The organism is Pseudomonas sp. CFBP 13719 (assembly GCF_014842095.1).
Lineage (GTDB): Bacteria > Pseudomonadota > Gammaproteobacteria > Pseudomonadales > Pseudomonadaceae > Aquipseudomonas.
Window position 1 is genome coordinate 31,870 of record NZ_JACYVB010000005.1, and the last position, 26,535, is coordinate 58,404.

The following is a 26,535-nucleotide window of genomic DNA, read 5'->3' on the forward strand; positions in this document are numbered from 1 at the left end:
AGCGATAGCGTTCAGGCGCAGATCCGAACTCATGGCTCGCGCAACCTGAGGGCCCGCTCAAAAGGGCAATTTGTGTATCACCAAAACCAGTTCTCAAAGCGGAGATTACCCGCATGAGATTGAAATCTTTAAACATCGCATAGGTCATTCGGCCCCAGATTTCACGTAACAGCAAGCAAAACTGGGTCCTTCACTTATCAGATTCTTGAAATTGAGAAAGCCGACTTTTTAACAAAAGCGGCCAGAAGCAGCTCTTTCAGATACCGGTAACCACTACCTTAGCGAACCTGTACTGCTCTAGATAACTGCCGATAAAATGGGTTATCACCAATTATTGCCGTTTATCGGTTTCGAAGGCGGCTTCCATACTTGACGTTGCTTTCGTGACCAAAGACGTGGCCAACGATCGCCGGTGAGCCAATGATGAGAAATATATGCAGGAACTGACCAGTGCCCATCAGAATGATCAGCGTCGGCTCACGTCGGTCGAATTTCAGACGCTGGCCCAAGTTCCGGCCGCGGTCGAGTGGTTTGCCAACCTGGACAATCCTCGGACACGACGTGCCTACCAAAATGACCTGGAAGACTTCTGCGGTTTTGTCGGATTGGCTTCGGCCGATGAATTTCGCGTCGTCACCCGATCACATGTTTTGGCTTGGCGCGCTCAGCTCGAGCATCGCGGTCTGGCGGGCGCCACAATCCGGCGCAAATTGGCGGCGCTGGCCAGCCTCTTTGATCACCTCCTGGAGAGCAATGCGATCGCCGGGGGCAATCCCGTGCACGGCGTGAAACGCCCGAAGATCGAAAGCAACGAAGGCAAGACTCCGGCATTGGGCGATCACCAGGCCAAAGCGCTGCTCGAAGCCCCGGATGAAACGACCCTCAAAGGGCAACGCGACCGGGCGCTATTGGCTGTTCTTCTTTATCACGGGCTGCGCCGCGAAGAAGCGGCGCTGCTGCAGGTGAGCGACATTCAGGATCGCCGCGGAATTCAGCATTTGAAGGTGCATGGCAAGGGCGGCAAGGTGCGCTACCTGCCGTTGCACCCGGTGGCGGCTGGACGCATTCACCAGTACCTGGAGAGCTCAGGGCATCATTTGGCGGACAGGAAGGTGCCGGTCTTCATCCCACTGCGCGGCAAGTTGACCGGTGCCGGCATTACGGCCAACGGCATCTACACCGTGGTGGCGGCCTACGCGAAGATGGCTGGGATTGAGGTCGAAGGCCTTGGGGTTCATGGACTCCGAGCAACGGCAGCCACCAACGCCTTGGAGCATGAAGCCGATATCGCCAAGGTCCAGGCCTGGCTGGGTCATGCCAACATCAGCACGACCAAGATCTACGATCGGCGGGAGAACCGGCCGGAGGATTCACCCACCTATAAAGTGAAGTATTAATTGAAGTGATCGAGGCCTAAGCGGCAGCTCACCCACGCGCACTGCCGAGGATGTGGTGCAACGCTGCCCCTTGGATGATGACCTTCCACATCGCTGGCTGGACAGGTGTCGGCATGTAGAAAGGGGCTTTCGCAGTCTTCCAGCGCTTGGCTTTCCATGCAGCCAGTGCATACAGCACGTCCGGCAACGATCGACCATCGACCGTTCCATTCCTCAACACCTCGTTCAGTCTCCACTGTTTCGACTCCTCAGCGTACGTTTGTTAGATGCTGAAAGTAGCGCTGTGCGGGCCGGTTTGATACGCCCAAAACCATACCCTTGTTTGAGTTGTAAGCTATGCGCACCAACCAATAAAGCGACGCCTGTTGGTCGGCTTATTAACGGCAGCTTTCGGCCATAAGCAGACCTTCGCCCGCATATCTACGATGCCCTACCGTTCTAATTGGCGTTGCCTCAGAATATCGGTCCACTAGCGGCTGGATGGAACCACCATGCGCATCGTCACAGACTCCCGGCCAAACGAAATCCTCAGGCTGGCGTTACGGGAATACGTCCAAGGTGTACCGTACCTCGGCCCCATTTTTCGTTGAAATGATCCATCAAAGATTTATGAGGCGCGGCGGCTACATGTTGGCGAAAATATCAGGTGTGTATTCTTCTGGTTTGCGCCACTGACGAAGCCAGTGGCGTAAGCCAGCCTATTAATTATTTGACGTTACGGCTTGGCAACGTGCCAGACCTGGTTGACGCCGTCACCGGTTGTATCCCCTGGCTTGGTATCTTTGACCCAGCTGTAAAGTGGCATGCCTTTGTATGCCCATTGTTTTGTGCCATCGTCTCGAGTGACGACAGAGTAATCATGACCCGCTTTCGCGTCTGCGGATACCGGTAAAGGTGGCCAGTTTGAAGCGCATGGCCCATTGCAGACCGACTTGCCCGAGGTGTCCTTACCGAAGGTATAAAGAGTCATTCCTTTCACGTCTACGAGTACTTTTCCCTTGTCCGTTTCAGCAAGCTTGACTGGCGCATCGGCGAGCGCCAAACCCGACATGCAGCTGGCGGCAACAGCGACGGTGAGAATCATCTTTTTGAACATATGTATTTCCTTTGGTCATTTTTAATTTTTAAAAGACCCACCTGCTTTTGAAACGGCAAGCGATCAGACAGTAGACGAGCCACAAACAGGTTAATTCGATTCCGTAGAAAAAACGTCCCGATATCATTTTTTGCTGGAATGCTGGGCTCCCCCCCCCCCCGGACCCTATGCCTTCCTCAATTGAGCAAAGCGACGCTCACGGTCACGCATCACTGGCTCATCTCAATGAGCGACGGCGATCCATCATCCAGGACTCATCATTTTCACTCATTATTATTCACTTGGTCGTGGAGTATCAGCAGGCCCCCATGAAGGCCTGCGCTGTTCAATCAGTCGGCCTTGAGCGTCGACACCACCTTGTTGCTGGCGAGATCGACTGTGGAGATACTCAAGTCCTCATTGAGGACATACGCCTTCGACTTGTCTTTGGTGAAGACAATGGCCTGGCGGGGTGCCTTCAAACCGGTCACAGTGGTGGTCACTTTCAGCGTTTTGGTGTCGATCACTGAAAGGCTGTTGTCACCGAGGTTACCCGAGTAGACGTGCAGCCCGTCTGGAGTGAGGGCTGCGCCGTAGGGGTCTTTGCCAACCATGACGGTGGTTGTGATGGCGCGTTTTTGAGTGTCGACAACTGCGATGCTGTTACTGCCGCTGTTAGCCGCGTACAGCGTATTGCCGTCCGCCGATATGGAGATGGCGCGCAACTTGTTGAAGCCAGTGATCTCACCTTCAATCGTATTGGTCTTGCTGTCGACCAAGGTAATTTTGTCCCCAAGAAAGTTGGTGACATAGACGGTTTTGCCGTCAGGACTTACTCGGATGCCCTGGCGCGGTTGGGAGAAGCCAGGTACCACAGCTACTGGCCGCTGGTGATCAAGGTCAATGACCGACAGCGTGCTGGCCGCTTCATTGTTGACGTAGAGCAGGCTTCCGTCCTTGCTGAGTGTGGTACCAAAAGCACCTGCGCCCAACGGAATATTTGCGATCACTTTTAAAGTCTTGGTGTCAATCTTGCGCACGACCCCCAAACTGCTGTCGGAGAGGTAGAACACATCGCCAGTTGGCGAAAACACAATATTTCGCGGCGTGACGTAGCCGGTGAGAACCTGGCGAACCTTACCGGTTTTCAAATCATAAACCACTACATCTGGACGCTGACTGTAAGAGACCACCGCCGTCGTTTCATCAGGGCTGACGGCCAGCGAGTTGTTGTGAATATCGCCGTCAAACGTCCAGCGATCTTGCGCGGCCCACGCGCTCATCGATGCGGCCAACGCAACACCCAACGTCAGGGCTGTGACGGTTTTCTTTATCACATTCATCAGAATTTCCTCATAGGGTAAGCAAGGCACCCAGTCGCGCCTTGGCATATACAACTCGTTCATCGCTGCAGGGCAATGAGTTGACTTTATGCGTCGTTGATAAATTCCGGAAACAACTTGTTTTGGTAGCTCTTACCTGTTTTATAAATAGGTCCAGCTATTCCTGGCTCACGAATTGACTGCATTTTTCCCAGAATCGCTCAAGCCCAGGCGAGATGTATTTGTCCCGGTGGCGGATCAGAAAAAAACGTCGGGTCAGTGCAGGCAACGCGTGCGGCAGTTCAACCAAGACTTCAGAGGCCAGTAGATCCCGAACGACCCAGCGGGACAGGCAACTGATGCCGATGCCTTGTGCGAGGGTATGCTTGATGGCCTCTGAACTGCCGATCTGGCGCGTTTCGGCGAGATCGTGCAAATGACGCAGCAGCAATTGTTCGACTTCTTCACGGGTACCAGAACCTGGCTCGCGCAGTAGCCATTCAGCGGTACGAAGATCATCAAGTGTGACCTGCTGCTTTAGTGCCAAGGGGTGCCGTTGGCCTGCGACAATAAGCAACTCATCAATTAGCCAAGGCTCGGCACTGAGTTCGGGCAGGTGGCAAGGCCCCTCGATCAGGCCCATATCAATCTCGAAATCAGCGACTCTTCTTGCGATAGCCATGCTGTTGGCCATGTCGACATCGACCCTCAAATGTGGTGTTGATTGACGTAGCTCACCGAGAATCAATGGCAGAACATAATTGCCTATCGTGGTACTGCATCCTACCCGCAAGCGTGTCTTCAGCCCGGCATGGCCGGGTAAGAAACTGGCCTCTATCTGTTGTGCATTCTCAAGCATCCTTCTGGCTTGAGGCAGTAAGGCATGGCCGTTATCGTTCAGCACTAAACGCTTGCCTACACGGTCGAACAGCCTGGTATCCAAGGCGCTTTCCAACTCGTTCAGTGCGGCGCTGGTTGCAGATTGGGACAGTGACACCGAAATGGCGGCGCTGGTGGTGCTACCGTGCTGCGCGACGGCGCAGAAAATTTGTAGCTGGCGTAGGCTTAGCTTCAAGTAATCTACCTTCTTAATAGGTCATATAAACCTATACTATCCGTTTTTACCGCTATTCCCATCAAGCTATACTTCAACCATGTCATATCGAAGGCACACTGAAGCGGGAGCGCGAAAATGAGTGAGACACGACTCGCAGCTATAATGGGCGGCAGCCATCCACTGGCGGCTTTGTCCAATCCACGAGAAGCGATCCGGCAGTTCACACCCAACTGGTTCGCCGCCACGATGGGCACCGGGATTCTGGCGCTGGCTCTGGGCCAACTGCCCTTTGTTGCGCAGTGGCCCAAAGCGTTAGGGGAAGCCTTGTGGTTTTTTAATATCGTGCTGTTTTGCCTGTTTACGCTGATGTACGCGAGCCGTTGGGTATTGTTCTTCGATGAGGCCAAACAGATCTTCGGCCACTCCACTGTATCGATGTTTTTTGGAACTATCCCCATGGGATTGGCGACCATCATCAACGGTTTTCTCCTTTATGGTTTGCCACGCTGGGGGGGTGGGGTAGTCGCTTTAGCCGAAGTGTTGTGGTGGATCGATGTCACCATGGCATTGGCCTGCGGGGTGCTGATCCCGTATATGATGTTTACTCGCCAGCAGCACAGCATTGATCAGATGACAGCGGTATGGCTGCTGCCAGTAGTTGCGGCTGAGGTGGCTGCCGCCAGTGGCGGTCTATTGGCTCCGCACCTCGCTGATGCGAGCGCACAGTTCACCATGCTCATCACCAGCTACGTGCTGTGGGCCTACTCGGTGCCCGTCGCCTTGAGCATACTGGTGATCCTGTTACTGCGCATGGCGCTGCACAAACTACCTCATGAAAGCATGGCAGCATCGAGCTGGCTGTCTTTAGGGCCGATCGGTACCGGGGCTTTGGGGATGTTGCTGCTGGGCAACGATGCTCCAGCAATCTTTGCTGCTCATGGAATGGCAAGCATCGGCGGCGTAGCCGAGGGCATTGGCTTGATCGGTGGTGTGCTGTTCTGGGGGCTGGGATTGTGGTGGATGGTATTGGCGCTGCTAATTACCGGGCGCTACTTCAGGGAGGGCATTCCCTTCAACCTCGGCTGGTGGGGCTTCACCTTTCCGCTGGGAGTGTACGCCGTAACAACCCTCAAATTGGGCTCTATGCTGCACCTCACGTTCTTTAGCTTCTTTGGCGTGGTGCTGGTGTTGATGCTGACTGTCATGTGGATGATCGTCGCGGCTAAAACCCTGGCTGGTGCCTATCGCGGCAACTTGTTCGTCTCGCCGTGTATCCACTCGCTGAGCAAGGCGAGCAAAACCTGAGCCTTTGGCTACTTGATCGACTGTTTGGCGTGACGCAGTGTGGACAAAATGCGCTGCCTAACATTCGGGTGAGTGCAAACAGAAAGGGGACTTGGGTGTGGCATTTCCAGCAATGAAAAATTAGGGAAGGCGAGCCGAACACGCGGTATGGCTTTCTGGGCAACACGTCCGGCAAACACGATAGTGACGAGATCAGGGAAAAGCGTCAGTAGCGTGATCAGCATCTCGATACCTTCCTCAATTTGCGCTCTGCGGAGCGGACCCTTGGGCTTATCGAGATCTGGTAACCAAGGGTACAAATTCCAAAGGACGGTTTTGTGACGTGCCAGTCCAACCTGCTCAATGAAACCTTTCAGGTTGCGTTGTGCAGGCCCCGGATTGTCTCTTGAGACATACCGTGGAAGACTGACCGTTCGAGCGGGCGATTCCAACAAGATCAATACCCTTGCGAAGACGCCGCCATCCAGTGGATCGAAATACGGTAATGTTCTTTCGCCCGTGGACTGGGCCATTACCCAGCGCGTCAATTCAGCAGTTTTCGGCAGCAGCAAAAAGTCTTCTCTTGCCTTCAGAGAAATTTCCTGCTCTGCGCTCTTCTGATTGAGTAACACTACTTGGAAGCCTCCTTCTTCAGGTTATAGGCCGCTACCGATTTACGAATATCTTCCCGCGCTTCGTCTGCGCTCCCCCAGCGGCCCATTTTCACCCACTTACCCGGCTCTAACGCTTTGTAGTTTTCGAAGAAGTGCTGAATCTGTGCGAGGAGTAACGCAGGGAGGTCAGAGCATTCCTTTACATTGCTGTACATAGAGCTGAGTTTTTCATGAGGCACTGCGATTACCTTGGCATCCGCACCAGCTTCGTCCGTCATGTACATCACACCTACTGGGCGACTGCGGATGACAACGCCAGGTGATACCGGGTAAGGGCAAATCACGAGGACGTCCAAAGGATCGCCGTCATCGCTCAAGGTATTTGGAATGAACCCGTAGTTAGCCGGGTAGAACATCGGCGTGCTGAGGAAGCGATCAACGAAGATCTGTCCACTTGGCTTGTCCACCTCGTACTTGATCGGCGAGTGGTTTGCAGGAATCTCGATAACGGTGAAGAAGTCATCGGGGATCGCGTTACCAGCTGGAATATCCGTGTAGCTCATGCTCATATCTCCAAGCGTCTAGGAAAGGCCAATGCCACTGACGTTTTTGCCAACAGCTATACGTGGTTCGTTTTTTTACGGTCACCAGTCCAACAGGTTTACCGGCGATAGGCCGTCAGCGCACGAATGCATCATGTCCTGCATAAAACGCACGGCTGCCAAGATACTCTTCTATTCGCAGAAACTGATTGTATTTCTCGACCCGCTCCCCCCGGCATGGAGCTCCTGTCTTGAGATGGCCAGTCCCCATCGCGACAGTCAGATCAGCGATGGAGCTGTCCACCGTCTCCCCGCTACGATGAGAAACCATCGCCCCCCAATTTGCCCCATAGGCCATTTCGATGGCGGCTTTGGTCTCAGTCAGCGTTCCGATTTGATTAGGTTTGATCAATACGGCATTGGCGACGTTTTCTGTGATGCCTCGCTGAATCCGTTCGACATTGGTGACAAATAGGTCATCTCCAACCAACTCGATCCGGTCACCCAGAGCAGCATTCAATAGCTTCCAACCTGACCAATCGTCTTCCGCGAGGCCATCTTCCAGTACCGCAATCGGATACTTGTCGACCCAGGAGGAATAGAGACTAATCAGCTCTTGAGCATCGACCTTACGACCCTCAGAGCGCAGATGGTAAAGCCTGTTTTCATAGAAGCCGCTGGATGCTGGATCGATAGCGATCTCGATCTGAGATCCAGGCGCGTAACCAGCCCTTTCGATTGCCTTGATGATCAGCTCAATGGCGTCTGAGTTTTTCTTGAGTGCCGGCGCAAAGCCGCCCTCATCTCCGACCGCAGTTGAATAGCCGACGTCCTTAAGCACCGCTTTCAGCTCGTGGTACACCTCGGCGCCCCATCGCAAGGCTTCCTTGAAACTGCCAGCCCCTGTAGGTGCAATCATGAATTCCTGAAAGTCAGGGCCTTGCCAGTTGGCGTGGACACCTCCATTGAGAATATTGAACATCGGGACGGGCATTCTTGCTGCTTGCTCGCCGCCCAGATATTGGAACAAGGGCAAGTTCAGCGCAGAAGCCGCCGCTCTGGCAACGGCGAGGCTCACGCCCAAGATCGCGTTTCCTCCAAGCCTGGATTTATCAGAGGTTCCATCCAGCTTAATCATAAAATGATCAATTTGTTCCTGGTCAATCGCATTCATGCCCCTCAGAGACTCAAGTATTTCGGTATTCACATTGCTAACGGCCTTTAACACTCCCTTGCCGGAGTACCGCTGTGTATCTTTGTCACGCAACTCAACTGCTTCGTGAGCGCCTGTAGAGGCACCGGACGGTACTGAAGCCCGGCCCATGGCGCCGCACTCCAAGGTGACGTCGACTTCAACGGTAGGGTTACCGCGTGAATCGAGAATTTCACGTGCATGAATGGCCTGGATTTGCGTTTTCATTGATCTTCTCCAAGTAACGATTCGGGAGCGTCATTAACCATTTGAATCCGTTGAGAGGCCTCTATGTCGGACGTCAGCTCTCCATGAGTATCCTGAACAGCTGCACTGCCGACACCGCAATTGCGGGAACCAAGAAGCCTCCAATAATTAGTTCAGGAATCTCTCCCACCAAGGGCATGAACTGCCCTCTTTTTGCCATCTGGAAAAGCTCCATCATTTGGTTTGAAGCAACCATTACAGAGCAGCAATACGCCGTCTGGGCTTGTAGCCTGACGCGCCTTTGATTTAGCAGATGAAAGGTCAGCAAGGACACTCCAACGCTTACGATGAAAAGCGCGGCGAACTCATAGACGGATCCTGTGAAAAACCTGCCCATCACAAGCCCGAATACGATGCTCAGCGTCACTGCGCTCATGTGGTCTCCCAATTCTCTAAAATGATTTTGATGAGCCGACGTCGGTGAGCTCCATTTCGCGATCTCATCTTTGGATTGCCAACCGCCATCGCGCTCAATGTTGCTGTGCTCTCAGCTCGTAGCCCGGTACGCAGGTCTGGGCTACGTCGGCCTTGCAGGACTTTTCACTGGGCATACGCATCGTGACTAATGCGCCTTCGAGCGGGGTGACGACGTACCACCCCTCGCTCGAAATCTTTTGATTGTCTGCGATGCCCGCCAGAAAAAGCGACCAAAAAACCAGTCCTACGAGGAGCTGCCTGTTGTCATGAGCCCAGTTAGCGGGGGCTGGCTGTGGACGTAGGTTATAAACTCGGTACATGGCGTTTATCCTTTTTATTGGTTGTCCAACAAGGTGCGTTTTTTAGTTTTTCGCCTGGCCCACTCGACCGTATTCGATGGGCAATTTGATATAGCTCAGTGAAAACGACTCCTTGGCCAATGCCTCCAGCAACCTGTCGCACCCAATTTCATCAGTGGATATAGTCACCGTGACGGGATGGTCGGCACCGCCGAGGAAATGCGCCGTATGCAAATGCCCCAAATGATCTAGCCCCTCTGTACCGCTCACCAACGTCGCACCCAACGCGCCCTCTCGCTTGGCGAACTCGACCAACCACTCTCCCAGTGGAAGGTGCTGGTAGTTGGTACTCTGTTCGGTGAAAAACGTCAGTTGAAAGCCGTTCATAGCTACATCCTCTAATGTCGCGAGTGACCGACGCTTCGGTCGGCCTTACCTCTTCATTTCCGAGCTGTTTTCAAACTGAATTACGACGCGTCAGTGAGCGGTAACTCACATAAGAGAAGAACTGCTCGCACTTTGCGTAACTCGTCAGCGTGGTCGCGCAGGAATGCGCGCAGCTTGTCCTCTGTATCTAGCAATTCCAGACACTGGGGATGACGCATATCGCCAAGCTCCGGGTGATGATGGGAGATGCGATAGCCTGGCAAATAACCTGCAGAAATCGTCTTGAGCATGATCTGCTCAATTTTTGCTTTTTGAGCAACTTTAAGGAGGTGCTGGGCTAGTGCAAGTGCGCTTAGGTGGTGCCAGAAGCTGGTCACGCGAGCCCGGCTAGCGCCAGGAAAATAGAGTTGCAAAGCTGTCAGGCGATCTTGGTGATGTTCAATCATTTCTCTTCCCCCGCAAGAGTCACTTTCCGCTCGCTGGCGGATTCACTTTGAGCATGAAATTGCTTGATATCAGAGAGCCGGATTTCCTCCGGAAGAGGACGGTGATGCTTGCTGTGGCCGACGCGCTGGGCGTGATAGATCCCGGTGTGTCCGGATACGAGGTAACTTGCGATACAGGCAATGGCTGCAAGCGGAGCAATTTCGGGCCCGAAGAGCTCCATGGCCATAACGATGGTTGCCAGTGGCGTATTAGCTGCACCGGCAAAGACGGCGACAAAGCCGATACCAGCCAGCATGCCGAAGGGAAGGTGCAAGACGGGAGCCAGCGCATTCCCCAAGGTGGCACCGATGTAAAACAGCGGTGTCACTTCACCGCCTTTGAATCCAGTGCCCAAGGAGACAACGGTGAACACCATCTTTCCAAGCCAATCCCAAGGGGCCATTGGCATTTGAAAGGATTGGACGATGCTCGGAATGCCTAGCCCGATGTACTTATCAACGTCGATGTAATGGTTACTACTGAGCGCCCACACTGAGACTGCGATCAGCAGGCCGCCGGCGAAGGGTCTTAATGGTGAATAGGTGATAAGCCGCTTAACGAAGGCTCCGAGCTTGTGGGTTGCAGTCGCGAATAGCAGGCCGGTAAGGCCAAAGATAATCCCAGCTGCCACCACAGCCATGACGCTCCACAGCTGCACCGGAACCACTTCGCCAATGACGTAATGCGTGTGAACCACGCCCCAGGCTTGCCCCACCTGGTCAGCAACGATTGCCGCAACCACGCAAGGGAAAAGCGCGTCGTAACGCATACGTCCAATGGCCAATACTTCAAGTCCGAATAAAGCCCCGGCAAGAGGGGTGCCGAAGACGGACGCAAAGCCAGCACTGATACCGGCCATGAGAATCACCCGACGGTCTTCGCGGCGCAGACGGAAGACATGCGTCAGTTGATCGGCAAGGGCACCGCCCATTTGCACCGCCGTCCCCTCACGTCCCACAGATGCACCAAAAAGGTGGGAAACCACGGTTCCAATCAGCACCATCGGCACCATGCGCAAAGGCACGATCTTCTTAGGATCATGGATTTCATCGATGATCAGGTTGTTTCCGGCATCAACGGGTTTGCCTATCAAGTGATATGCAAGTCCCACAGCAAAGCCAGCCACTGGCAGGAGCCAGATCACCAAAGGATGGGTTTCTCGCCACTGGGTGGCATGATCCAAGGAAAGGAGGAATAACGCAGAAGCAGAGCCTGCCAAAAGAGCTACAAGACCTGCAAGCGCAAGCCATTTCGCTATATAGGGCAGTAAGTCGAGTTGTTCAGGTCGTCGAAATTTAGACATTTGGCCAGCCACAAAAAAGTAAGTGGGCCTGACCAAAAAGGGAATCTGAGCGCGAACGCCTACAGACCTGATTGATCAGGTTTCTGTAGGCATCATCAGCTGCTACGGGCGCAGCGGTTGGTTAATGGAGGAATGCCATCTCCAATGCGCCGAGCTTAGCTAGGTCTGTCCAAAATGTAAAATCGTGTTTCGGATTACGAGGCAAGCGAAGGCGTCTTCGAGTCACCGCTTATGAAAGAGGGCCAAACTAGGTGACCTCTGTTCCGACGAAGCCCAGCTCGACTGGGGTTTTTATGCAAAACAACGAGATATGTTCAAGCTCCAATCGCTTGAATAACTGTTCAGATTCGTCCTCGGTAATGGCCATACGAATTTCGGTAGGCTGATCCGCCAGTTCAAAAAAATGCGAGGAATGCAGCCGGCCGGTATGCCCAAAGCCTTCGATACCTGTGGACAGGGTCGCACCCCGCAGTCCCATTTCTTTCGCCAAATCAACGACCCAGTCGCCGAGCATCTTTCCCTGATAGCGACGATTCTGTTGAGTAAAGAAAGTCACCAGAAAACCTTTCATATTCCTCTCCTCAGCGCGTGCTGATTATTTGATAGGACAGAAGCCCGGCAGCCGTCATTACCAGCGAGCCCACGACGTGTATTGCTGACCGGGTGGAGCGACTGGCTCATACCTATGGCAAGACGTGGCACACCTGGCACACCGATCAAGACAAAACACTTCCCCTAGGTGTTCCACAACTGATGATGGGGATCACAGCTGACGGCCAGGCTGATCCCGCAATGCAGCAACAACGCAACCAACGCTTGGGAATCGTCAAGTCGGCAATCAAAGCTCAACGAGCCGATATTCAGATCCCCAAAGCAGATCCAGGTGCGGATGGATGGCAGCATGGGAAGACAATTCAGATCAATGATCCTACGGGACATCTTCACGGGCCCGCAACGTCACCCACCCCACAAAACACAAACAGCCGATCAACCCAATAGCCAATAGACTGTGCAATCCCTGCAGGCTCAGGCTCAGGCTCAGGCTCAGGGAGGACGGTATATCGCCAGACAGTCTAGGTCCGATATCCAAGGACATCGGACGAGTCCGCTGACGTACGTGAATACCTTAAACCTTGAAACGATTGACCAGCTGATTCAGATTAACCGCAAGCTTCGACATCTCGTTGCAAGCGCTTGCAGTCTGGCTTGCACCTGCAGAACTTTGGGAGGCCAGCTCGCGAATGCTAACCAGATTGCGATCGACTTCCCGGGCGACGTGCGCCTGTTCTTCCGAAGCGGTGGCGATGAGAATGTTACGCTCGTTGATGCCCGTAATAGCTGTCGCGATCTGGTCAAGCGAACTGCTGGCATCGCCTGCGACGCTTAGGGATTCTGCAGCCAGTTCTCTGCTGGTGGCCATCGCCTTCACGGCCTGGTCAGAATCGTTCTGAATGGCCTGAATCATCTGCTCAATTTCTTGCGTAGACACTTGCGTGCGGTGAGCGAGGGCTCGAACTTCGTCGGCAACGACTGCGAAGCCTCGGCCTTGTTCACCCGCCCTAGCGGCCTCGATCGCGGCATTGAGCGCAAGCAGATTGGTCTGCTCAGCAATGGCTCTGATCACCTCAACCACTTTGGAAATGTTCTGTGCACGATTGGACAAGCCAGTGATCTGCTCGCTGGTGTCGCGCACGTTGCTCGACAGCTTTTCGATGGACTTAAGCGTCTGCGATACACGCTCCAAACCAACCTCCGTATAGCCCTGACCTTTCCTGGACTCTTCGGAAGCTGATTCGGCATTGCGTGCTACCTCGTCCACTGCAGCGCTCATCTCGGTGACAGCAGTTGCAGCCTGATTTACTTCATCATTCTGCGACACTAGGCCAAGGCTGGATTGCTCAGTCACCGCGGTCATTTCTTCCGAGGCGGCAGCCAGTTGGGATGAGGAGTCAGCGATCTGCATGATCGTGCTTCGAAGGTTCTGCTGCATCGTGGCCAACGCGCTCAAAAGCCTGCCTGCCTCGTCGGTACCGCTTACCTCAACCTCCTTCGTCAGGTCGCTTGAGGCAATGCGTTCGGCGACGCTAAGGGCGCTCCCGATGGGCGACGTAATCGTTTTGGTTAGAAGAGTTGCCAAACAAAGAGTCAGGAGCGCGACGAAGATAATCAGGCCGATGACGATGTAAAGACCTGAATCATAAACTTGCGTCGCTTGAACACCGGCAAGCGCAGCGCCTTTGTTATTGAATTGTGTTAATTCCTCGACCTGAGTTTCCATTTGGTTCGTGAGGGGACGTATACCGGTAGCGACGAGTTTGACAATCGAAGCGGTGTCGCCTGCCTTCAACAAAGGTTCCAGCAGATCCAGTTGGCTTGCGTAATCGTCGTAGGACTTTTTCACGGCCAAGAACAACTGTCGCTCCTGGTCACTCGCAATGAGGGTCTCATAGTTATAGACCGCATCCTTCATGGCTTTCCGGTAGGCAGGAAATTTGACGATGGTCTGCTGAACGGTTTGAGGATCGGCAACGGCCCGCTGGGTCTCCAACCGGACGCGAAGGACGGTGGAGTTCATCATCGCGGTTTGCCGAATACTGGGTAGCCAATTCAGTTCGACATCCTTTTCCGTATCGCGAAGCTTGCCCATCTGCAGTATGGCGATGACGCCCAAGACCACGACCAGCAAAATGATGGCCGAAAAAAACAAGGTGGCGCGTGGAGCGAGGTTTATATTTCTGAGCCGCATAGGACTTCCCACTGCAAGATGGCCAGAGGCCTGGTCTTGAAGCTATCGGCTAGAAATCGTGAAGGATTATGGCTGTTCGTCAGCTCGTTGACACCACGTCCCCCGGCGGCGCATGCGTACCATTGTCGGTTATGGCCGTTACTTACCAATGTAAGAAATACGTTATCACCAATTATGTCCTCACTGAGTCACTACTTTCCTGAATAACCTAGCGTCGCCGAGCATCTTCCAGCACACGGCGCTGCGCTTTTAAAAAGGCCTTGAGCGCGCGCGGCTGCTTCGACCCAAAGCTGCTGTTCGTGTACCCAACTGCTTCCCGTTGCTCGAAGCCATATTCCCTCTGATTTAAGAATATTAGAGGAGCCTGGCCCGCCAAGGTCGGCAGCATAAACGTGCGAACGGCGTTCTACAGCGACCTACCCGAATATTAAGTGCTATCGGGACGGTGCGTCGCCGGCACAGTAGCCATCGCAACAGTCCTGAGATAGCGAACCGTAGGCATGCCATATACCGGGTGAGGGTTCGCCAAATTCTCAGTGCACGGACAAAAAATCATCGAAAAAGGAACAAATGATGTCCGTGCTCCAGACGGCAGATCAAATGACCATGGCCACGATTCCACAACGTTTCGGGGTGTGCCGTGAGAGTTCTTCGTATCCAAGATACCTGCTCAAAAATTGCTGTCAGCCGGACATCTTTGTGGAGGCTGTGCAAACAAGATGACTTTCCGCAACCGATCAGCATCGGAGGCGGACGTGTAATCGGTTTTCTTGAGCACGAGATTGATCATTGGCTGGAGGCCCGTGCAGCAGCCCGCAATACCACGCAAGGGAGAAGCTGAGATGGGCCGACAGCGCACGATCAATGATCAAAATTTTTGGCACTCACCGAAGCCTTGCAATTGCACGACAGAAGATAAGGTGGCACTTCAGCACCTTCTGGCTGGTCCGGTGAGCAATATCACTGGAATCTACTCAATACGTCCTCTTATTACTGGAGCAGAAATCGGCTGGAGAGCGGACCAATCGCTTCAAGTAATAGTACGCCTCCAGGAAGCAGACCTCGCTAGGTTTGACCGTCAGAAAATGGTCGTCTGGGTGTATGTCTGGTGGGATCACCACAACCCGTCTCAGGTATTGAGACCCAAGCTACGAGCGCGGACAAGGCAGGAAATCTTCAAGCCGTCAAAAGTGAAGTCTTCAGTTCGCCGCTGAACGGTGGACTTATGGAAAAAATTCTCCAGCGGCTGTGCGTCCTTGATGACAGCACCCTGCCCCGCCAGTTGACCCCTTGTGTCACACCCTTTCACGCCGTTGGCCAACCTGCTGGCCAAGGCGGTGAAGCATGATCCACGACAATGCGATCAGTCTTGCCCACTCGACCTCACCCTCGGCCAAGGTCGATCCGCTGGCCACCAGCACCCACATGCCTCCGGCGCGTGTTTTCGAAGACGGCACTGCGCTCAACCGATTATTGCTGGAAGCGCCGTACATGGCGCGGTGCAGTGACGACAAAACCGCGACCCGCGTTCGTCCCCGTGAATACGCGCTGCGTTATCCCTATATGCAGGTCAATCGCCTCGGCATGGTGTCCTGGCTGGTGTTCGACCTGGACCATGCCAACGCCTTGGCCTGGGACGATGCCGGGTTGCCCGCGCCGAACCTGATGGTGCGTAACCGCAAAAGCGGCCATTCCCAGTTGTTCTATGCCGTGCCGTCCGTGTGCACCACAGAGAACGCACGGGCCAAGCCGATTCAGTACATGAAAGCGATCTATACCGCGTTTGCGGCTCGCCTCGACGCGGACATGGACTACCACGGTGGCCCGGTGGCCAAAACACCCGGTCACCCCTGGTGGGAGACGACCGAATTTCACAGCCACGTGTATGAACTGGGCGAACTGGCGAACGCGGTGGAGCTGACAGTCAAACCCTGGGCCACAGGTCCGAAGCTTGATCAGGTCAGCCATTCGCGGCACTGCATCCTGTTCGAGCAACTGCGCTATTTTGCGTACAGCATCGTCAATCGCGAGCGTGAGCTGGGGTCGTTCGAGTCGTTCATGCGCTCGCTCGATGCGTATGCGTACAACCACAACAGCTTTCTCAAACAGGGTTTTTCGGAAAACCTGCCGCTGTCGTCGATACGCTCCACGGTCAAATCCGTAGGTCGCTGGACGTGGGATCGGTACACCGGTGATCGTCGTTGCCATCGAGGCGCAATGCAGCTCGATGGCAGCCTGTCGCTCACAGAGCGGCAGAGCCTGGCTGCGCAGCGCACTAATGAGCTGCGGCACAAAGCCACAGAATCCAAAATACGCGCTGCTTGCAGGCAGCTTCAAGACCAGGGCAAGGCACTGGTCCGTTCTGCGATAGCGACTCTCGCCGGCGTTTCGGTGAGAACGGTGGCCAGCTACAAGCGCATTCTCAGGGAAATATCACAACCGGCCACTGTGAGAGTTCTCAGGCCTGCCGAGGCTGCGCCTGGGACACGTGGCCAAGTCGATTCAGCTTCCCCACAACCCACTCCGAGCCAGGCTGCAAATAGTCGCGCTCTGGGGGTGCAATCCGGTGTACATCAGATATCTGCGGTCCCGCAGGGGCCGCAAGCCGGAGAGTCTTTAAAGAGAGAACATGAGGATGGTTCATCCATAGGCATTTTGAAATTCCTATACATGAACGTTCCGCCCGAGTGGAAAGAGGATTTCGTCACTAATTCGAACTCTCGATTAACTAACAGAGAGAAGCAAGCTTGGATAGACAAGGCTATGCCGCGCTCGGACGATGATACCTCTGCGATACCTGATGAATATGGGATGGATACCGTATCGGGAAGCGTTGTAGATAACACCAACTACCAACCTAAACAGAAAGTAGTAAAAGAAAACACGACACTAGGGGGCAACGCCGTTCGATTTGTCGGAGACCCCGCCTAGCAAACGGATCGACGTCCACAACGCGCTCGTCCAGGCCATTGCGCAAAAAACACTGATTCATGATGCGCGGATGGTAGTCGACCTGATAGTCAAACAGTTCACATCCACTGCCAATTCTCCAAAATCTGCTTTTGCACTCACTCACAAATCGGCTACTCGGAGAGAGTTAAATACCTAACAAATAATTCAGAGAGCGCTTTTCACTTGGGTCCTACCTTAGATAGGCGCTCTCGAAAACTCCACAGAAAACCTTCAAAAAATGCACCATCCAGATACCCAAAACACAAACTAATTGTTATTAGCCAAATTAGATCAACCAAAGTGAGCCAAGTCATACATCGTAAGTTTTCGGACACTACGAGCATAGATCACATCAGCACGCCACACTCACCCCACCAAGTCGGCTCGTTCAAGCAAAGCTCTAACAAACCTTCTCTTAGTCAAATCTGAGCATTTGCCTCTGTAGGTTTCACTAACCAGCTCGAAAACACCTATAGACATCGTCAACAACAACCTAACAATCAAAACTAGAGTTAGTGAAATAAGAAAAAGGGTGAGCGAATATTTCGCAGCAGTTATCATGAAAACCGAGAGGTTAATATTCGACACTTTGAATTCCACGCCAGGTATTTTAAATGCGAAATTTATCATAGCCAATATAACTGGAATTGAAAGCAAGGTCTGAAACGGCTTAAGGCTGAAAAAGCTACTCAAAAAACGATCGCCCAGCTGCTTATTCTTTCTAGACTCGGAGAGCATACCCTGAACCTCATACAAATTCTTGGCCAACTCAAAATACTTATCAGGCGGGACAGATAAATTCTTTTTACGCCAAATGCCTTTGATAATTTCTCTATCTTGTTTTTTACAAAGCACATCGGAAATATTTAAGCCTGACCTTTTTAGCTTGTCATATCTGTAAGCAGGCTCATAAAAAGCAATCCAAACTGCCAAACCGACGATTTCAAAAAGAACAGCTATCATTGCTAGGCCTGTGTTCGCATCCCGCCCTAACGCTAACTCAACCAAACTGTAGAACATAAAAAATATTGTTAGCACAAAGAAAAAAACTGATATCCAATACGCGATATTTTTCGGACCATCCTTGAGAGATCTTGAATAGAACAAAGTTGAATATCTAACGGCCACTTTTTCAAAATCTGAAACTGTCAAAATCTGCACCGCAACCCCCTCTTAATTTTATACTGACTTTTTCATTACGCGTCGCTCATCATATCTTGAAAATGTCTGAAGTCTAATGGTCGAGTCAAGGGGTTGGTGCGGCCCGCAGCACCGAAGGGGCGAGGACTCGGCCCCTTGACGCGTTCGAGGCCAATAGCCTTCGCTAGGGTGACTGGGAGCGCTTCTATCCCAGGCTCCCGACGCCACGCGGGCGAGTGTGGGGAGTCCAGAGGGGCAAAGCCCCTATGCGGCGGATCGGAAACCACGGCCCGTTCTGAAGGCTGATCAACCTTCCCCTTCAAAAAGCCCTTTGCTTTTTTGTATAGCGCCTCAACGCGCCAAGTCATTTTATGAAAAAACCGAAAAATTTCGACCCATATATCGTGCCAAAAAATAGTGGTACTAGTATGGTAAGACTGTGCTAACAAGCTGGTAACTCTGTGGCTATAGCCTGTAACCATTGTGGTAGCAATGTGGTAGCAATGTGGTAACTGCATGGTAAGATTGTGTACATATTGCGGCAACTCTGTGGCAACTCTGTGGCAACTCTGTGGCATCATGGTGCGAACATTGTGTAAGTACGTACTTTCTCTAGGCGCCGAGCCGTATTTGACCATATAAAAACTCCAAGCTACCTTCTCCGTGGAAGTCATGATGATCGAGGACAGGGTGTGGTTTGAGCTACCGCGCACTTCGTGCTGGTATCTCACCGGAGCTCTTCCTCGCTTCGCTCGTCATCCCCCCTAACCTGCCCTGCTCAGGGCTCCGCCCCGAGGCCCCTGCCGCCGTGCGGCCATTAGAGTCGGAGTTTGTTATGGTCAATGGTCGTTCTGGTTCGGATACAAGGAAACGAACTGTGGTCGTTCACACTCGCTGTTTGCCCGAAGAGGCAGATGCATTGAAAGCTAAAGCTGAGGATGCAGGCATATCGTTGTCGATGTTTATTCGTTGTGCTGGATTGAGTCGCCGCATAAGGAACCAATCAGATCGCATCATCTGTGCAGACATAAAGACGTTTGCAGCTCAGCTTCGTAGTTTAGGTGGACTGCAAAAAGATTTATTTAATAGCAGCCGTGGTGCGCATTCACAGCAAACATCTGAGTTATTGATTGCGTTTAAGAATGCCGTTGACGAGGCAACAAGGGCACTCAAACGTATAGCGCCTGACGTCGAGGAAGTGGATAGCGATGATCGCTAAGATCGTTGCCCGACGAAGCGATGGAAAGACAAGCTTCCGTAGTCTATCCAAGTACATAAATAGTTTTCGGCATGGTATTGATCCTGAGACCGGTGAGGTCACTGAAGGAGCTGTGGCAGTGCAAACAAACTGCCTTTCTGAGGACACCGCATGGATTGAAATGTGGGGTACTTCGGTTCGAAGTAAGCGCACGAAAGATCCGGTAATGCACCTCGTTCTGAGCTGGTCAGAAGGAGACTGCCCAACCGATGATCAAGCTTTTGATGCGGGTAAATTTGCGCTCGCTGCTATTGGACTTAACGGTCATGAGTATCTGTCGGCCATACACCGTGATACCGACAATGCGCACTTGCATATCATGGTGAATAAGGTTCATCCAGATAGACACCGAGTACCGAAAATGTCGTATTCGAAATTCACATTGGATAAGGCAATGCGGCAGATCGAAATTGACCAAGGGTGGAAACACGACAATGGGCCTTTTTCTGTCAAAGAGGTTGACGGTAAGAAGTCTATAGATTGGACTTATACGAGTGCGGCACACCGGCTCAAGGCACGGGAAGGGAGTCGCGCTGATTTGCCAGAGAAGGCCCGGCAGCTTGAAGTTCACAGTGGTAATGAGTCGTTAGCGAGCTATGCCAAAGGACCGCCCAAAGATGATGCCAAGGCGCTAATGGAATCCGCGAAAGCTTCGTGGCAGGAGCTGCATACGATACTTGCCACTCATGGACTTGAGTTGAGACCAGCAAATGACCGAAACAACGCTTTCTACGTGGCGTCGGTAAGTGATCTCGCCCAGGCTCCGATCAAGGCATCTGAGATGGGGTTGGGTGGGGGAAAACTCATAAAGCAGCTTGGCCCATACGAGCCACTTAAAACCAGGTATTTTGACCGGGAAGCGTTAGAGAATCAGACCTACAGCAAACATCGCCCATTGCGCGATCCAACCAAGCGTGCCGACAACCGCGAGAAGCGCGCCAAAGAACGCGCAGAGTTGCGCGCCAAATATGAAGGTTCTGTCGTTGAGTGGAAGGCGATGAAAGCTCCGGCTAAGGTTGAGCTAGCCCGCACCCAGAAGTTGCGGCGTAAGGCCCTCACCGATCTACTTAGGGCAGAACGCGAAGGCATCCGTCGAAGTGGGCTAGACGGCAACCATCGCAGAGCACTTCTGTCGGTCGCAGCGTTTACCGCTGCGGCCAAACGAGACGAATTAAAAGTCATATTTAAAGCTGAAAATGCCAGTTTACGAAAAGAGCAACATCCTTCTTATCGGGAATGGGTTGCAGATTGTGCTGAGGCTGGCGATTCAGCAGCTATAGCGCAACTTCGAGGCTTTTCCTACGCAGAAAAACGCACAGGCAAACATCCGCAAGAGCCAGATGTCGCGGACGTACGGCGACCCTACTTCACGACTACTTCGGATAGCGATCTTGACCCGGCTAGGCCTGCAAGGCTTTCGGCGCGCGTTACGTGGGCTGTTGATCGTTCGACTGGTGCGGTGAACTATTCGGTAAATGACCGGCTGGCGTTCCGTGATGAAGGACGGCGCATCACCTTCAACAAGGACAGTCGAAACGATGCAGATAGTATCGAGATGGGGTTGCTGCTGGCGAAAGAAAAGTTCGGCGCTGTAGCGGTACACGGTGGCCAGGAATTCATGGATCGAGTGCTTGCGACGGCGGTGAAGCGACGGCTGGATGTGCGGTTTGCCAATCCTGAGTTAGAGCAGCAACGCAAAGAAGCAATAGAGGCAGACATTGATCAAAAGCGTCAGCGCTTCGTGGAGGATCAAAAGCAGCTCGATGCTATCCGTCAGCACGATGCCAACAAAGCGCCCTGGCAGGCCGCTATGGCGCGAGATGAGGCCCACCAGGCTCTATCAGCGCCAGCACCGGTTCGGCCAGTCCGTGATTATGTTGAGATGGATGCTGTCGAGGCTGATGTGGCTCAGTATCGGTCCAGGCTGGATTGCACATACCGGGAGTCATGGGGTGAGCGGCCAGACCTGGAGAAGGCGGTCGGCTTCATTGGCCAACACATGGCGAAGGGCAAGGCCATGCAGTGGGACAATGATTTTGGCAAGAACGTAGAGCGACCATCCGAGGCTCGGCGCGATCACTTGAACAGCGATCATCCCGACGCTATTAAGTTAAGAGACGATGCTTGGAGTCAGGCTTTAAAAACGCATGGTTCATCAGTAAATGCTTGGACAGAAAAGTGCGATTATGCGAGGCAAACGTTGATGAATACGCACGTGGATAGTGAGCCAACAGCACCGAATCAGGACGATCAGCGAGCAGCACGGCAGACCCAAGCTCAGCGGTTGCAGCAGCGTAAGGAAGAGCAAGAGCGTGAGCGTCAGAACTCATTGAACAGGGACTCGCCGGATTTGGATATGTGAGGGTGGCACCATGCTCGATAGAATGAAGTACGTGTGGCGGTTCAACCCGGAAACGCAAGATTTCGACGATGTCTTGCCGCTCGTGGTTCGTAACGACCCCGGCGCGTATTACGTCGTTCGGGACGGTTTTGGTGACTTGTGGGTGCATGATCCTTGGGGGCGTGAGTGCCATGCGAATTTTGAATATGTAGAGGTATGCGGTATGACATTCGATAGAGAGCAGTTCGACCCGGACGGGGTCGATGGGCAGCGCACAACTGAAGAACCACCCACGAGGTCGCTGTATTATTCGCTCACCCCAGAGGAGCTGGACGACCTGCGTGCAGAAATGCGGCGTGACGGCCAATTGATGAAAGAGCGGCTTGCTGTCTTAGGTAAAAGATTCTAAGGCATCTAATCAGTATCTGATTTTTCGGCGACGCAGCGTGCCTGTAACGCTTTGTAGCGTTCCACTATCCCCCGATAGGCACACTCAAGCGGGGAGCCAAGTTGTTCTAGGTTCGGCATTATGGGCATTCCTATTTCTGGGGAAGCCAATTTTGTCGAAGATGGCCGACCGCGCCCCCTTGTAGGACGATCTATTCCAGCTTTCACCATGGCACGATTGAATGCGTCCAGGGCCAACCAAATAGCGGTTTTCTGTGCCTCATCGACGGTACACGCTTCCTCAGTCAAGGCGGTAGCTGCATAGCTCAACGTAAGAGGTAAGGCATCCAGTGATGCTTCGAGCTGCTTACGTCTGAACGCAGCATCATGGGCTGCCTTCCATGCCTTCCACTCCTCGACTTCAACCTTTGTCAGCAACTGGACTGCGTGTTCTGGCAGCTTGGTATCCCATCGGCTGATCGTGCAGACATAGCTTTGCTTTTGGTTGCCGCTCTCGGTCGTTTCATCGAGAAGGCGTACGCAAGCTACGGGGTTGCCAATGTACTGGATACCTAATGTTTTATTGTCTTGATACTTGAGCTTGAATCTCACTTTTCACCGTATCTGCTGGCAAATTTCGGGATGCTGGAGTCTACGTGACAGACCTTGTTAAATAAACATTATTATTTATCGCCTATTAGAAATATTTTCAGTACTAAAAAATATATTTTCTATTTTAAAAACAATGAGTTGATAGGGCGTTGTCCATAATAGATGGACTATAGTCCATGTCCCATTTTTGCCTGCCTTTTAAAGGATGCAGTGGGCCTATAGACTCTCTCGTGAATTCCCCCGCGAGATTTTCCAGATGGCAGGAATGCCCTTTTCACCGTGTGACACAACGGACGGCGCGAGCAGTTGCTCAGACGCAAGTGTTGGAGTGCTTAAAGCAGTCTTTGGGCCGGTCATTGACGCTTTGGCACAAGGCAATGACCCTGAAACTGTTACTACCAGCTCTAACGTGCTGGCCTCGATGTTCGTGCAGTACAACTCTGGTCTGCTGATACTGGCGTCTTTATTCGTTTCGTATATCGCCATTGTCGGGGTCGCCAACACGGCTAATGAGGGCGAAGCGATGGGCAAGGCATGGAGTTCGCTTTGGACTCCGCTGCGCATCGTGTTCGGTGGTGGAGTCTTACTGCCCGCTTCAAGCGGTTATTCGATTATCCAGATCATCGTACTGACAATTGGACTTTGGGGGATTGGTTTTGCCAACGGCGTATTCAAAGCCGGTGTGGAGAACGGGATTGTTAACGGCTCGCTCAGCAGCGTGAGTAGCCAGCTTGGATTTGGTAGTGGCGCGAAGCCGAACCCCAACTATCCGTTGTACGACATTCGCCAGTTCGGCCAAGCCTATTTGGCGTCGAGCTGGTGCGCCCGATCCCTCAATGCAATTTATAGGTCGCTTGACCAGCCTACCGCTGTACAGGCGCTTTCCAAGCCTGACTCCAAGGTACAGGACGGCATAGGACGACAGGCTGCGATCTACCTCATCAAAGATAGAAATGCGGCCACCAACCTTGGCGGTGGCACCCCAATTTGTGGGTCGATTAAGGTCTATAGCTTTAGCGTCCCTGCGGAACTGGTGACGACCTCAACCTCTACGAGTTCAATTTTCGATCCTGCTACGATTACCAGCAACAAGGCCGCGATGCAGGCAGTACGCCATGCCACGCTTAACGCCAAGATCGCCGCCATGAACAACGTGATGGCCGATATTGATGCATGGGTTAACACCTGGCCCACGGATATAACCAAGACCGGATGGGATGCTGTTAAGAGTGACCGCTTTAACTCCATTATCAATCAAGCCCAAAATACGCTTACTCAAAATCTAACGTCGCAAATGACGAATGATAAGACGCTACAAAAAATAATGGCGAAGTACGTCGAGGATGTGACTAAAGACGGTTGGGCGATGGCTGGGGGTTTTTATCAGCGCCTCTCTGGAATTCGGCAAGAGATGGGAGCTATGTTTGCAGAGCCTGTTGCGGTTGCAACGCAGCCGAACCTGAACATGCTGCCTAGAGGCCCGGGGGGCCAGTTAGCGTTAAACAGCTATCAGACTGTATATCAGGCAATCATTAGCAAGTCGCTTGATGGCTCAAACTATAAGCAGCCCGTCACGCCCAATGCAGCAGACATTAAAGCGGCTTTAGCGCCGGCATCGCTGGATGATTTGAACATCGATACCTTGGGTAGTCGTGGCGACAGCATTATGAGCAACTTTATCGGCTGGGGTATGGAGCGAGTTACGGCCACGCTAATTGGTACAGACGGTGATGTTGATGCAATTGCGCGGATCAAGACGACTGGTGATGTTCTGGCACTTATGCAGGCATCCGCCATCACAACAAATCGCATCGTGCATACTGCGCTATCAGGCGCTAAAGCGGTAGCTGCTGGGGTTGGGTCAGTATCATTTTTCGGAACTAGTATTGATGCAACTCCGTTGGCTGACACATTGCTTGAATGGGTTGTCTATAATTTCCTAAAGCCACTTGTTGAAGTTGCTAGCTGGGTAGGAATACTAGCATTTTACTTTGGTGTTTTTCTGCCATCTCTGCCCTACACCATTTTCATTATTGCCGTGGTCGGGTGGGTTCTTGGTGTTCTGCAAGCAGTTGTGGCTGCGCCACTTTGGGCGCTGATGCACATGACGCCAGAGCGTTCTTTTGTCGGTTCGCAGATACAAGGTTATTTAATGCTGTTATCGCTGTTTGCTAGACCTGTACTGATCGTTTTCGGTTTGTTTGCAGCGATGGCAATAGCAAATCCAATCCTGCTGTATATCAGTAAAGCGTTTTGGGCAATGCACGCGGCCAATGTGACCAGTGCGGAATCTTTGGGCTGGTTTGTTGAGTTCTTCCAATGGCGCAACTGGTTAATCATGTATGGCCTGCTATTGCTGCCTGTTATCTACATGATCTTTGGGTTGTCGCAGACTTTGCCAGATGTGGTCTTGAAATGGATCGGCATCGGCATCGATTCTATGGGATCGACACAGGCCACTAGTGAGATGCGAAGCAACACAGAAAAATTTGGGCCAAGCAGCTTGGGCAATGGCTCTACCGGTGGCGGGAAAAAGCCAATTCCCGGTGGGGGGACGTCTGGCCTTCAACATAAAGTTGGTGATGGTGATGGTGGTGGCCGTAGTGGCCAGAGCGGTGCATCTAAGTTACTTAGTTCAGGCCCGCAGGGGGTCGCCCCGTCCGGGGCTGATGATGATGGGCCTATCGGATTTGGTGGCGGATCGTTTGCTTCTGAAACTTCACCAAAGACTAGTGGCCGAGATGGCAACGTTAACAATGACAAGCCGATTATTACTTAAAGGGGACTGTAACTATGTCTTATGACTTTAACGCAGAAACCACTGGGGTAATTATTGGCCGCAGGCAGGGTTATCAAAAGGGGCATAATGAAGGTTATGACGCAGGGTTTGAAGACGCAAATAGCCAATGGATTCAGGTAAACAATAAATGGAAGGCTGGCTATGCCGCATTGCAAAAAGAGAACGCTAATCTATTGGTGACAATACAAGAAGCAAACTATGCAATATCTAGCCTTTCGATTATTTCCATGAGCACAATGGAAGTATTAAAAAATGCTCCACAAGATACGATCACTAAGCTTGTTTTGCATTACTACGATCTGTCTAAAAATTGGTTAAGCGGTAAACATATCCGAGTGCTGCCGGCTGATGAGCCTGTGCTGCAAGAACTCACGCCCCACACGGTAGCGCTCATGAAAAAATGGTGGGATCAGACGGTAGAAGCCGCGAAACCAGCAACCCCAAATAATAAGGGTGACAGCGATCCGTCGCTGTAATTATCCGGCCCCTGCGGGCCGGTAATTTGTACCACTGACCCCGGAAGTCGGAACCATGAAACAAGGATGCAAGGTAGAAGAACTCCCCTCTCAGGACATCATGGCGGTGCTTATCGCTGTAGCTGAAAAAGTTCTGTCCAATATCTCTGTGAAACGTCGCCGTCGTGCGAGTAAGGTGCTT

The 26,535-nt window shown here is 52.6% G+C and carries 24 protein-coding genes, 3 pseudogenes and 1 riboswitch; of the genes and pseudogenes, 10 read left to right on the forward strand and 17 right to left on the reverse strand.

The window, feature by feature from the left end:
* The first annotated feature begins 434 nt into the window (after positions 1 to 434).
* Entirely contained in the window at positions 435 to 1,397 is a 963-nt protein-coding gene (locus IFT57_RS16555; RefSeq protein ID WP_056843729.1) for a tyrosine-type recombinase/integrase, read from the forward strand.
* A gap of 28 nt (positions 1,398 to 1,425) precedes the next feature.
* Here the strand turns inward: IFT57_RS16555 and IFT57_RS16560 are convergent, their stop codons facing one another.
* The 4 genes from IFT57_RS16560 to IFT57_RS16575 form a co-directional block, all read right to left on the reverse strand.
* On the reverse strand, positions 1,426 to 1,617 hold the full coding sequence (locus IFT57_RS16560) for a hypothetical protein (RefSeq protein WP_199868956.1): 192 nt from the start codon (positions 1,615 to 1,617) through the stop codon (positions 1,426 to 1,428).
* Positions 1,618 to 2,112: 495 nt separating this feature from the next.
* Positions 2,113 to 2,493: a COG4315 family predicted lipoprotein gene (locus IFT57_RS16565; protein WP_010924793.1), complete on the reverse strand. Its 381-nt coding sequence runs from the start codon at positions 2,491 to 2,493 to the stop codon at positions 2,113 to 2,115.
* 329 nt (positions 2,494 to 2,822) lie between these two features.
* On the reverse strand, positions 2,823 to 3,815 hold the full coding sequence (locus tag IFT57_RS16570; protein ID WP_056843728.1) for a beta-propeller fold lactonase family protein: 993 nt from the start codon (positions 3,813 to 3,815) through the stop codon (positions 2,823 to 2,825).
* Between the two features lie 157 nt (positions 3,816 to 3,972).
* Entirely contained in the window at positions 3,973 to 4,869 is an 897-nt protein-coding gene (locus tag IFT57_RS16575; protein WP_056843727.1) for a LysR family transcriptional regulator, read from the reverse strand.
* Positions 4,870 to 4,986: 117 nt separating this feature from the next.
* Here IFT57_RS16575 and IFT57_RS16580 point away from each other — a divergent pair, with 117 nt between their 5' ends.
* Entirely contained in the window at positions 4,987 to 6,156 is a 1,170-nt protein-coding gene (locus IFT57_RS16580; RefSeq protein ID WP_010428856.1) for a TDT family transporter, read from the forward strand.
* 8 nt (positions 6,157 to 6,164) lie between these two features.
* Here the strand turns inward: IFT57_RS16580 and IFT57_RS16585 are convergent, their stop codons facing one another.
* The 9 genes from IFT57_RS16585 to IFT57_RS16625 all read right to left on the reverse strand — a co-directional run bounded on the left by IFT57_RS16585 (position 6,165) and on the right by IFT57_RS16625 (position 12,213).
* A complete protein-coding gene (locus tag IFT57_RS16585; protein WP_056843726.1) occupies positions 6,165 to 6,767 on the reverse strand; it encodes a uracil-DNA glycosylase in 603 nt (200 codons plus the stop codon).
* Entirely contained in the window at positions 6,767 to 7,312 is a 546-nt protein-coding gene (gene ppa / locus IFT57_RS16590) for an inorganic diphosphatase (RefSeq protein WP_003317533.1), read from the reverse strand. The genes IFT57_RS16585 and ppa overlap by 1 nt, the downstream gene beginning before the upstream one ends.
* 115 nt (positions 7,313 to 7,427) lie before the next feature.
* The gene (eno, locus tag IFT57_RS16595; protein WP_056843725.1) at positions 7,428 to 8,711 is read right to left on the reverse strand and encodes a phosphopyruvate hydratase; all 1,284 of its coding nucleotides are present in this window, start codon (positions 8,709 to 8,711) and stop codon (positions 7,428 to 7,430) included.
* A 73-nt stretch (positions 8,712 to 8,784) separates the two neighbouring features.
* Positions 8,785 to 9,126 carry a hypothetical protein gene (locus IFT57_RS16600; protein ID WP_003317535.1) on the reverse strand — a complete coding sequence of 114 codons (342 nt, stop codon included), beginning with the start codon at positions 9,124 to 9,126 and terminating at the stop codon, positions 8,785 to 8,787.
* Positions 9,127 to 9,220: 94 nt separating this feature from the next.
* Positions 9,221 to 9,487 (reverse strand): hypothetical protein, encoded by a 267-nt coding sequence (locus tag IFT57_RS16605; protein WP_003317536.1) that lies wholly within the window; start codon positions 9,485 to 9,487, stop codon positions 9,221 to 9,223.
* Between the two features lie 42 nt (positions 9,488 to 9,529).
* Positions 9,530 to 9,853, reverse strand: coding sequence for a DUF190 domain-containing protein (locus IFT57_RS16610; RefSeq protein WP_003425060.1), 324 nt, complete (start codon positions 9,851 to 9,853; stop codon positions 9,530 to 9,532).
* 80 nt (positions 9,854 to 9,933) lie between these two features.
* Positions 9,934 to 10,299, reverse strand: a complete 366-nt coding sequence (locus IFT57_RS16615) for a hypothetical protein (RefSeq protein ID WP_192152091.1) — start codon at positions 10,297 to 10,299, stop codon at positions 9,934 to 9,936.
* Positions 10,296 to 11,642, reverse strand: a complete 1,347-nt coding sequence (locus IFT57_RS16620; RefSeq protein ID WP_192000393.1) for a voltage-gated chloride channel family protein — start codon at positions 11,640 to 11,642, stop codon at positions 10,296 to 10,298. Before IFT57_RS16620 ends, IFT57_RS16615 begins: the two co-directional genes overlap by 4 nt.
* Before the next feature lie 79 nt (positions 11,643 to 11,721).
* Positions 11,722 to 11,794, reverse strand: a riboswitch (Fluoride riboswitch).
* A 95-nt stretch (positions 11,795 to 11,889) separates the two neighbouring features.
* The gene (locus IFT57_RS16625; RefSeq protein WP_192152092.1) at positions 11,890 to 12,213 is read right to left on the reverse strand and encodes a DUF190 domain-containing protein; all 324 of its coding nucleotides are present in this window, start codon (positions 12,211 to 12,213) and stop codon (positions 11,890 to 11,892) included.
* Between the two features lie 92 nt (positions 12,214 to 12,305).
* Between IFT57_RS16625 and IFT57_RS16630 the strand changes: the two are divergent.
* A pseudogene (locus IFT57_RS16630) lies at positions 12,306 to 12,641 on the forward strand (DUF1264 domain-containing protein); the annotation flags it as partial.
* A gap of 127 nt (positions 12,642 to 12,768) precedes the next feature.
* Here IFT57_RS16630 and IFT57_RS27295 read toward each other — a convergent pair.
* Positions 12,769 to 13,632, reverse strand: a complete 864-nt coding sequence (locus tag IFT57_RS27295) for a methyl-accepting chemotaxis protein (protein ID WP_446731210.1) — start codon at positions 13,630 to 13,632, stop codon at positions 12,769 to 12,771.
* Positions 13,627 to 14,388: pseudogene (locus tag IFT57_RS27300) on the reverse strand (MCP four helix bundle domain-containing protein); the annotation flags it as partial. The pseudogene IFT57_RS27300 and the gene IFT57_RS27295, both read right to left, overlap by 6 nt.
* Before the next feature lie 640 nt (positions 14,389 to 15,028).
* On the opposite strand from IFT57_RS27300, the gene IFT57_RS16640 reads away from it, so the two are divergent.
* Both IFT57_RS16640 and IFT57_RS16645 read left to right on the forward strand, forming a co-directional pair.
* Positions 15,029 to 15,229 carry a helix-turn-helix transcriptional regulator gene (locus IFT57_RS16640; RefSeq protein WP_192152093.1) on the forward strand — a complete coding sequence of 67 codons (201 nt, stop codon included), beginning with the start codon at positions 15,029 to 15,031 and terminating at the stop codon, positions 15,227 to 15,229.
* A gap of 503 nt (positions 15,230 to 15,732) precedes the next feature.
* Positions 15,733 to 17,031: pseudogene (locus tag IFT57_RS16645) on the forward strand (replication initiation protein); the annotation flags it as partial.
* 675 nt (positions 17,032 to 17,706) lie between these two features.
* Here IFT57_RS16645 and IFT57_RS16650 read toward each other — a convergent pair.
* A complete protein-coding gene (locus tag IFT57_RS16650; protein WP_192152094.1) occupies positions 17,707 to 18,501 on the reverse strand; it encodes a hypothetical protein in 795 nt (264 codons plus the stop codon).
* An 814-nt stretch (positions 18,502 to 19,315) separates the two neighbouring features.
* On the opposite strand from IFT57_RS16650, the gene mobA reads away from it, so the two are divergent.
* The 3 genes from mobA to IFT57_RS16665 are packed head-to-tail and all read left to right on the forward strand — an operon-like array spanning position 19,316 to position 22,488.
* Positions 19,316 to 19,699 (forward strand): plasmid mobilization protein MobA, encoded by a 384-nt coding sequence (mobA, locus tag IFT57_RS16655; RefSeq protein WP_199868957.1) that lies wholly within the window; start codon positions 19,316 to 19,318, stop codon positions 19,697 to 19,699.
* Positions 19,689 to 22,100 carry a TraI/MobA(P) family conjugative relaxase gene (gene traI / locus IFT57_RS16660; protein WP_192152095.1) on the forward strand — a complete coding sequence of 804 codons (2,412 nt, stop codon included), beginning with the start codon at positions 19,689 to 19,691 and terminating at the stop codon, positions 22,098 to 22,100. Before mobA ends, traI begins: the two co-directional genes overlap by 11 nt.
* Before the next feature lie 10 nt (positions 22,101 to 22,110).
* Entirely contained in the window at positions 22,111 to 22,488 is a 378-nt protein-coding gene (locus tag IFT57_RS16665; RefSeq protein ID WP_192152096.1) for a hypothetical protein, read from the forward strand.
* 5 nt (positions 22,489 to 22,493) lie between these two features.
* Here the strand turns inward: IFT57_RS16665 and IFT57_RS16670 are convergent, their stop codons facing one another.
* Positions 22,494 to 23,078, reverse strand: coding sequence for a hypothetical protein (locus IFT57_RS16670; protein WP_054996228.1), 585 nt, complete (start codon positions 23,076 to 23,078; stop codon positions 22,494 to 22,496).
* A gap of 328 nt (positions 23,079 to 23,406) precedes the next feature.
* On the opposite strand from IFT57_RS16670, the gene IFT57_RS16675 reads away from it, so the two are divergent.
* Positions 23,407 to 25,857 carry a DotA/TraY family protein gene (locus IFT57_RS16675; protein ID WP_342030365.1) on the forward strand — a complete coding sequence of 817 codons (2,451 nt, stop codon included), beginning with the start codon at positions 23,407 to 23,409 and terminating at the stop codon, positions 25,855 to 25,857.
* A gap of 14 nt (positions 25,858 to 25,871) precedes the next feature.
* The gene (locus IFT57_RS16680) at positions 25,872 to 26,354 is read left to right on the forward strand and encodes a hypothetical protein (protein WP_192152098.1); all 483 of its coding nucleotides are present in this window, start codon (positions 25,872 to 25,874) and stop codon (positions 26,352 to 26,354) included.
* Positions 26,355 to 26,535: the final 181 nt, after the last annotated feature.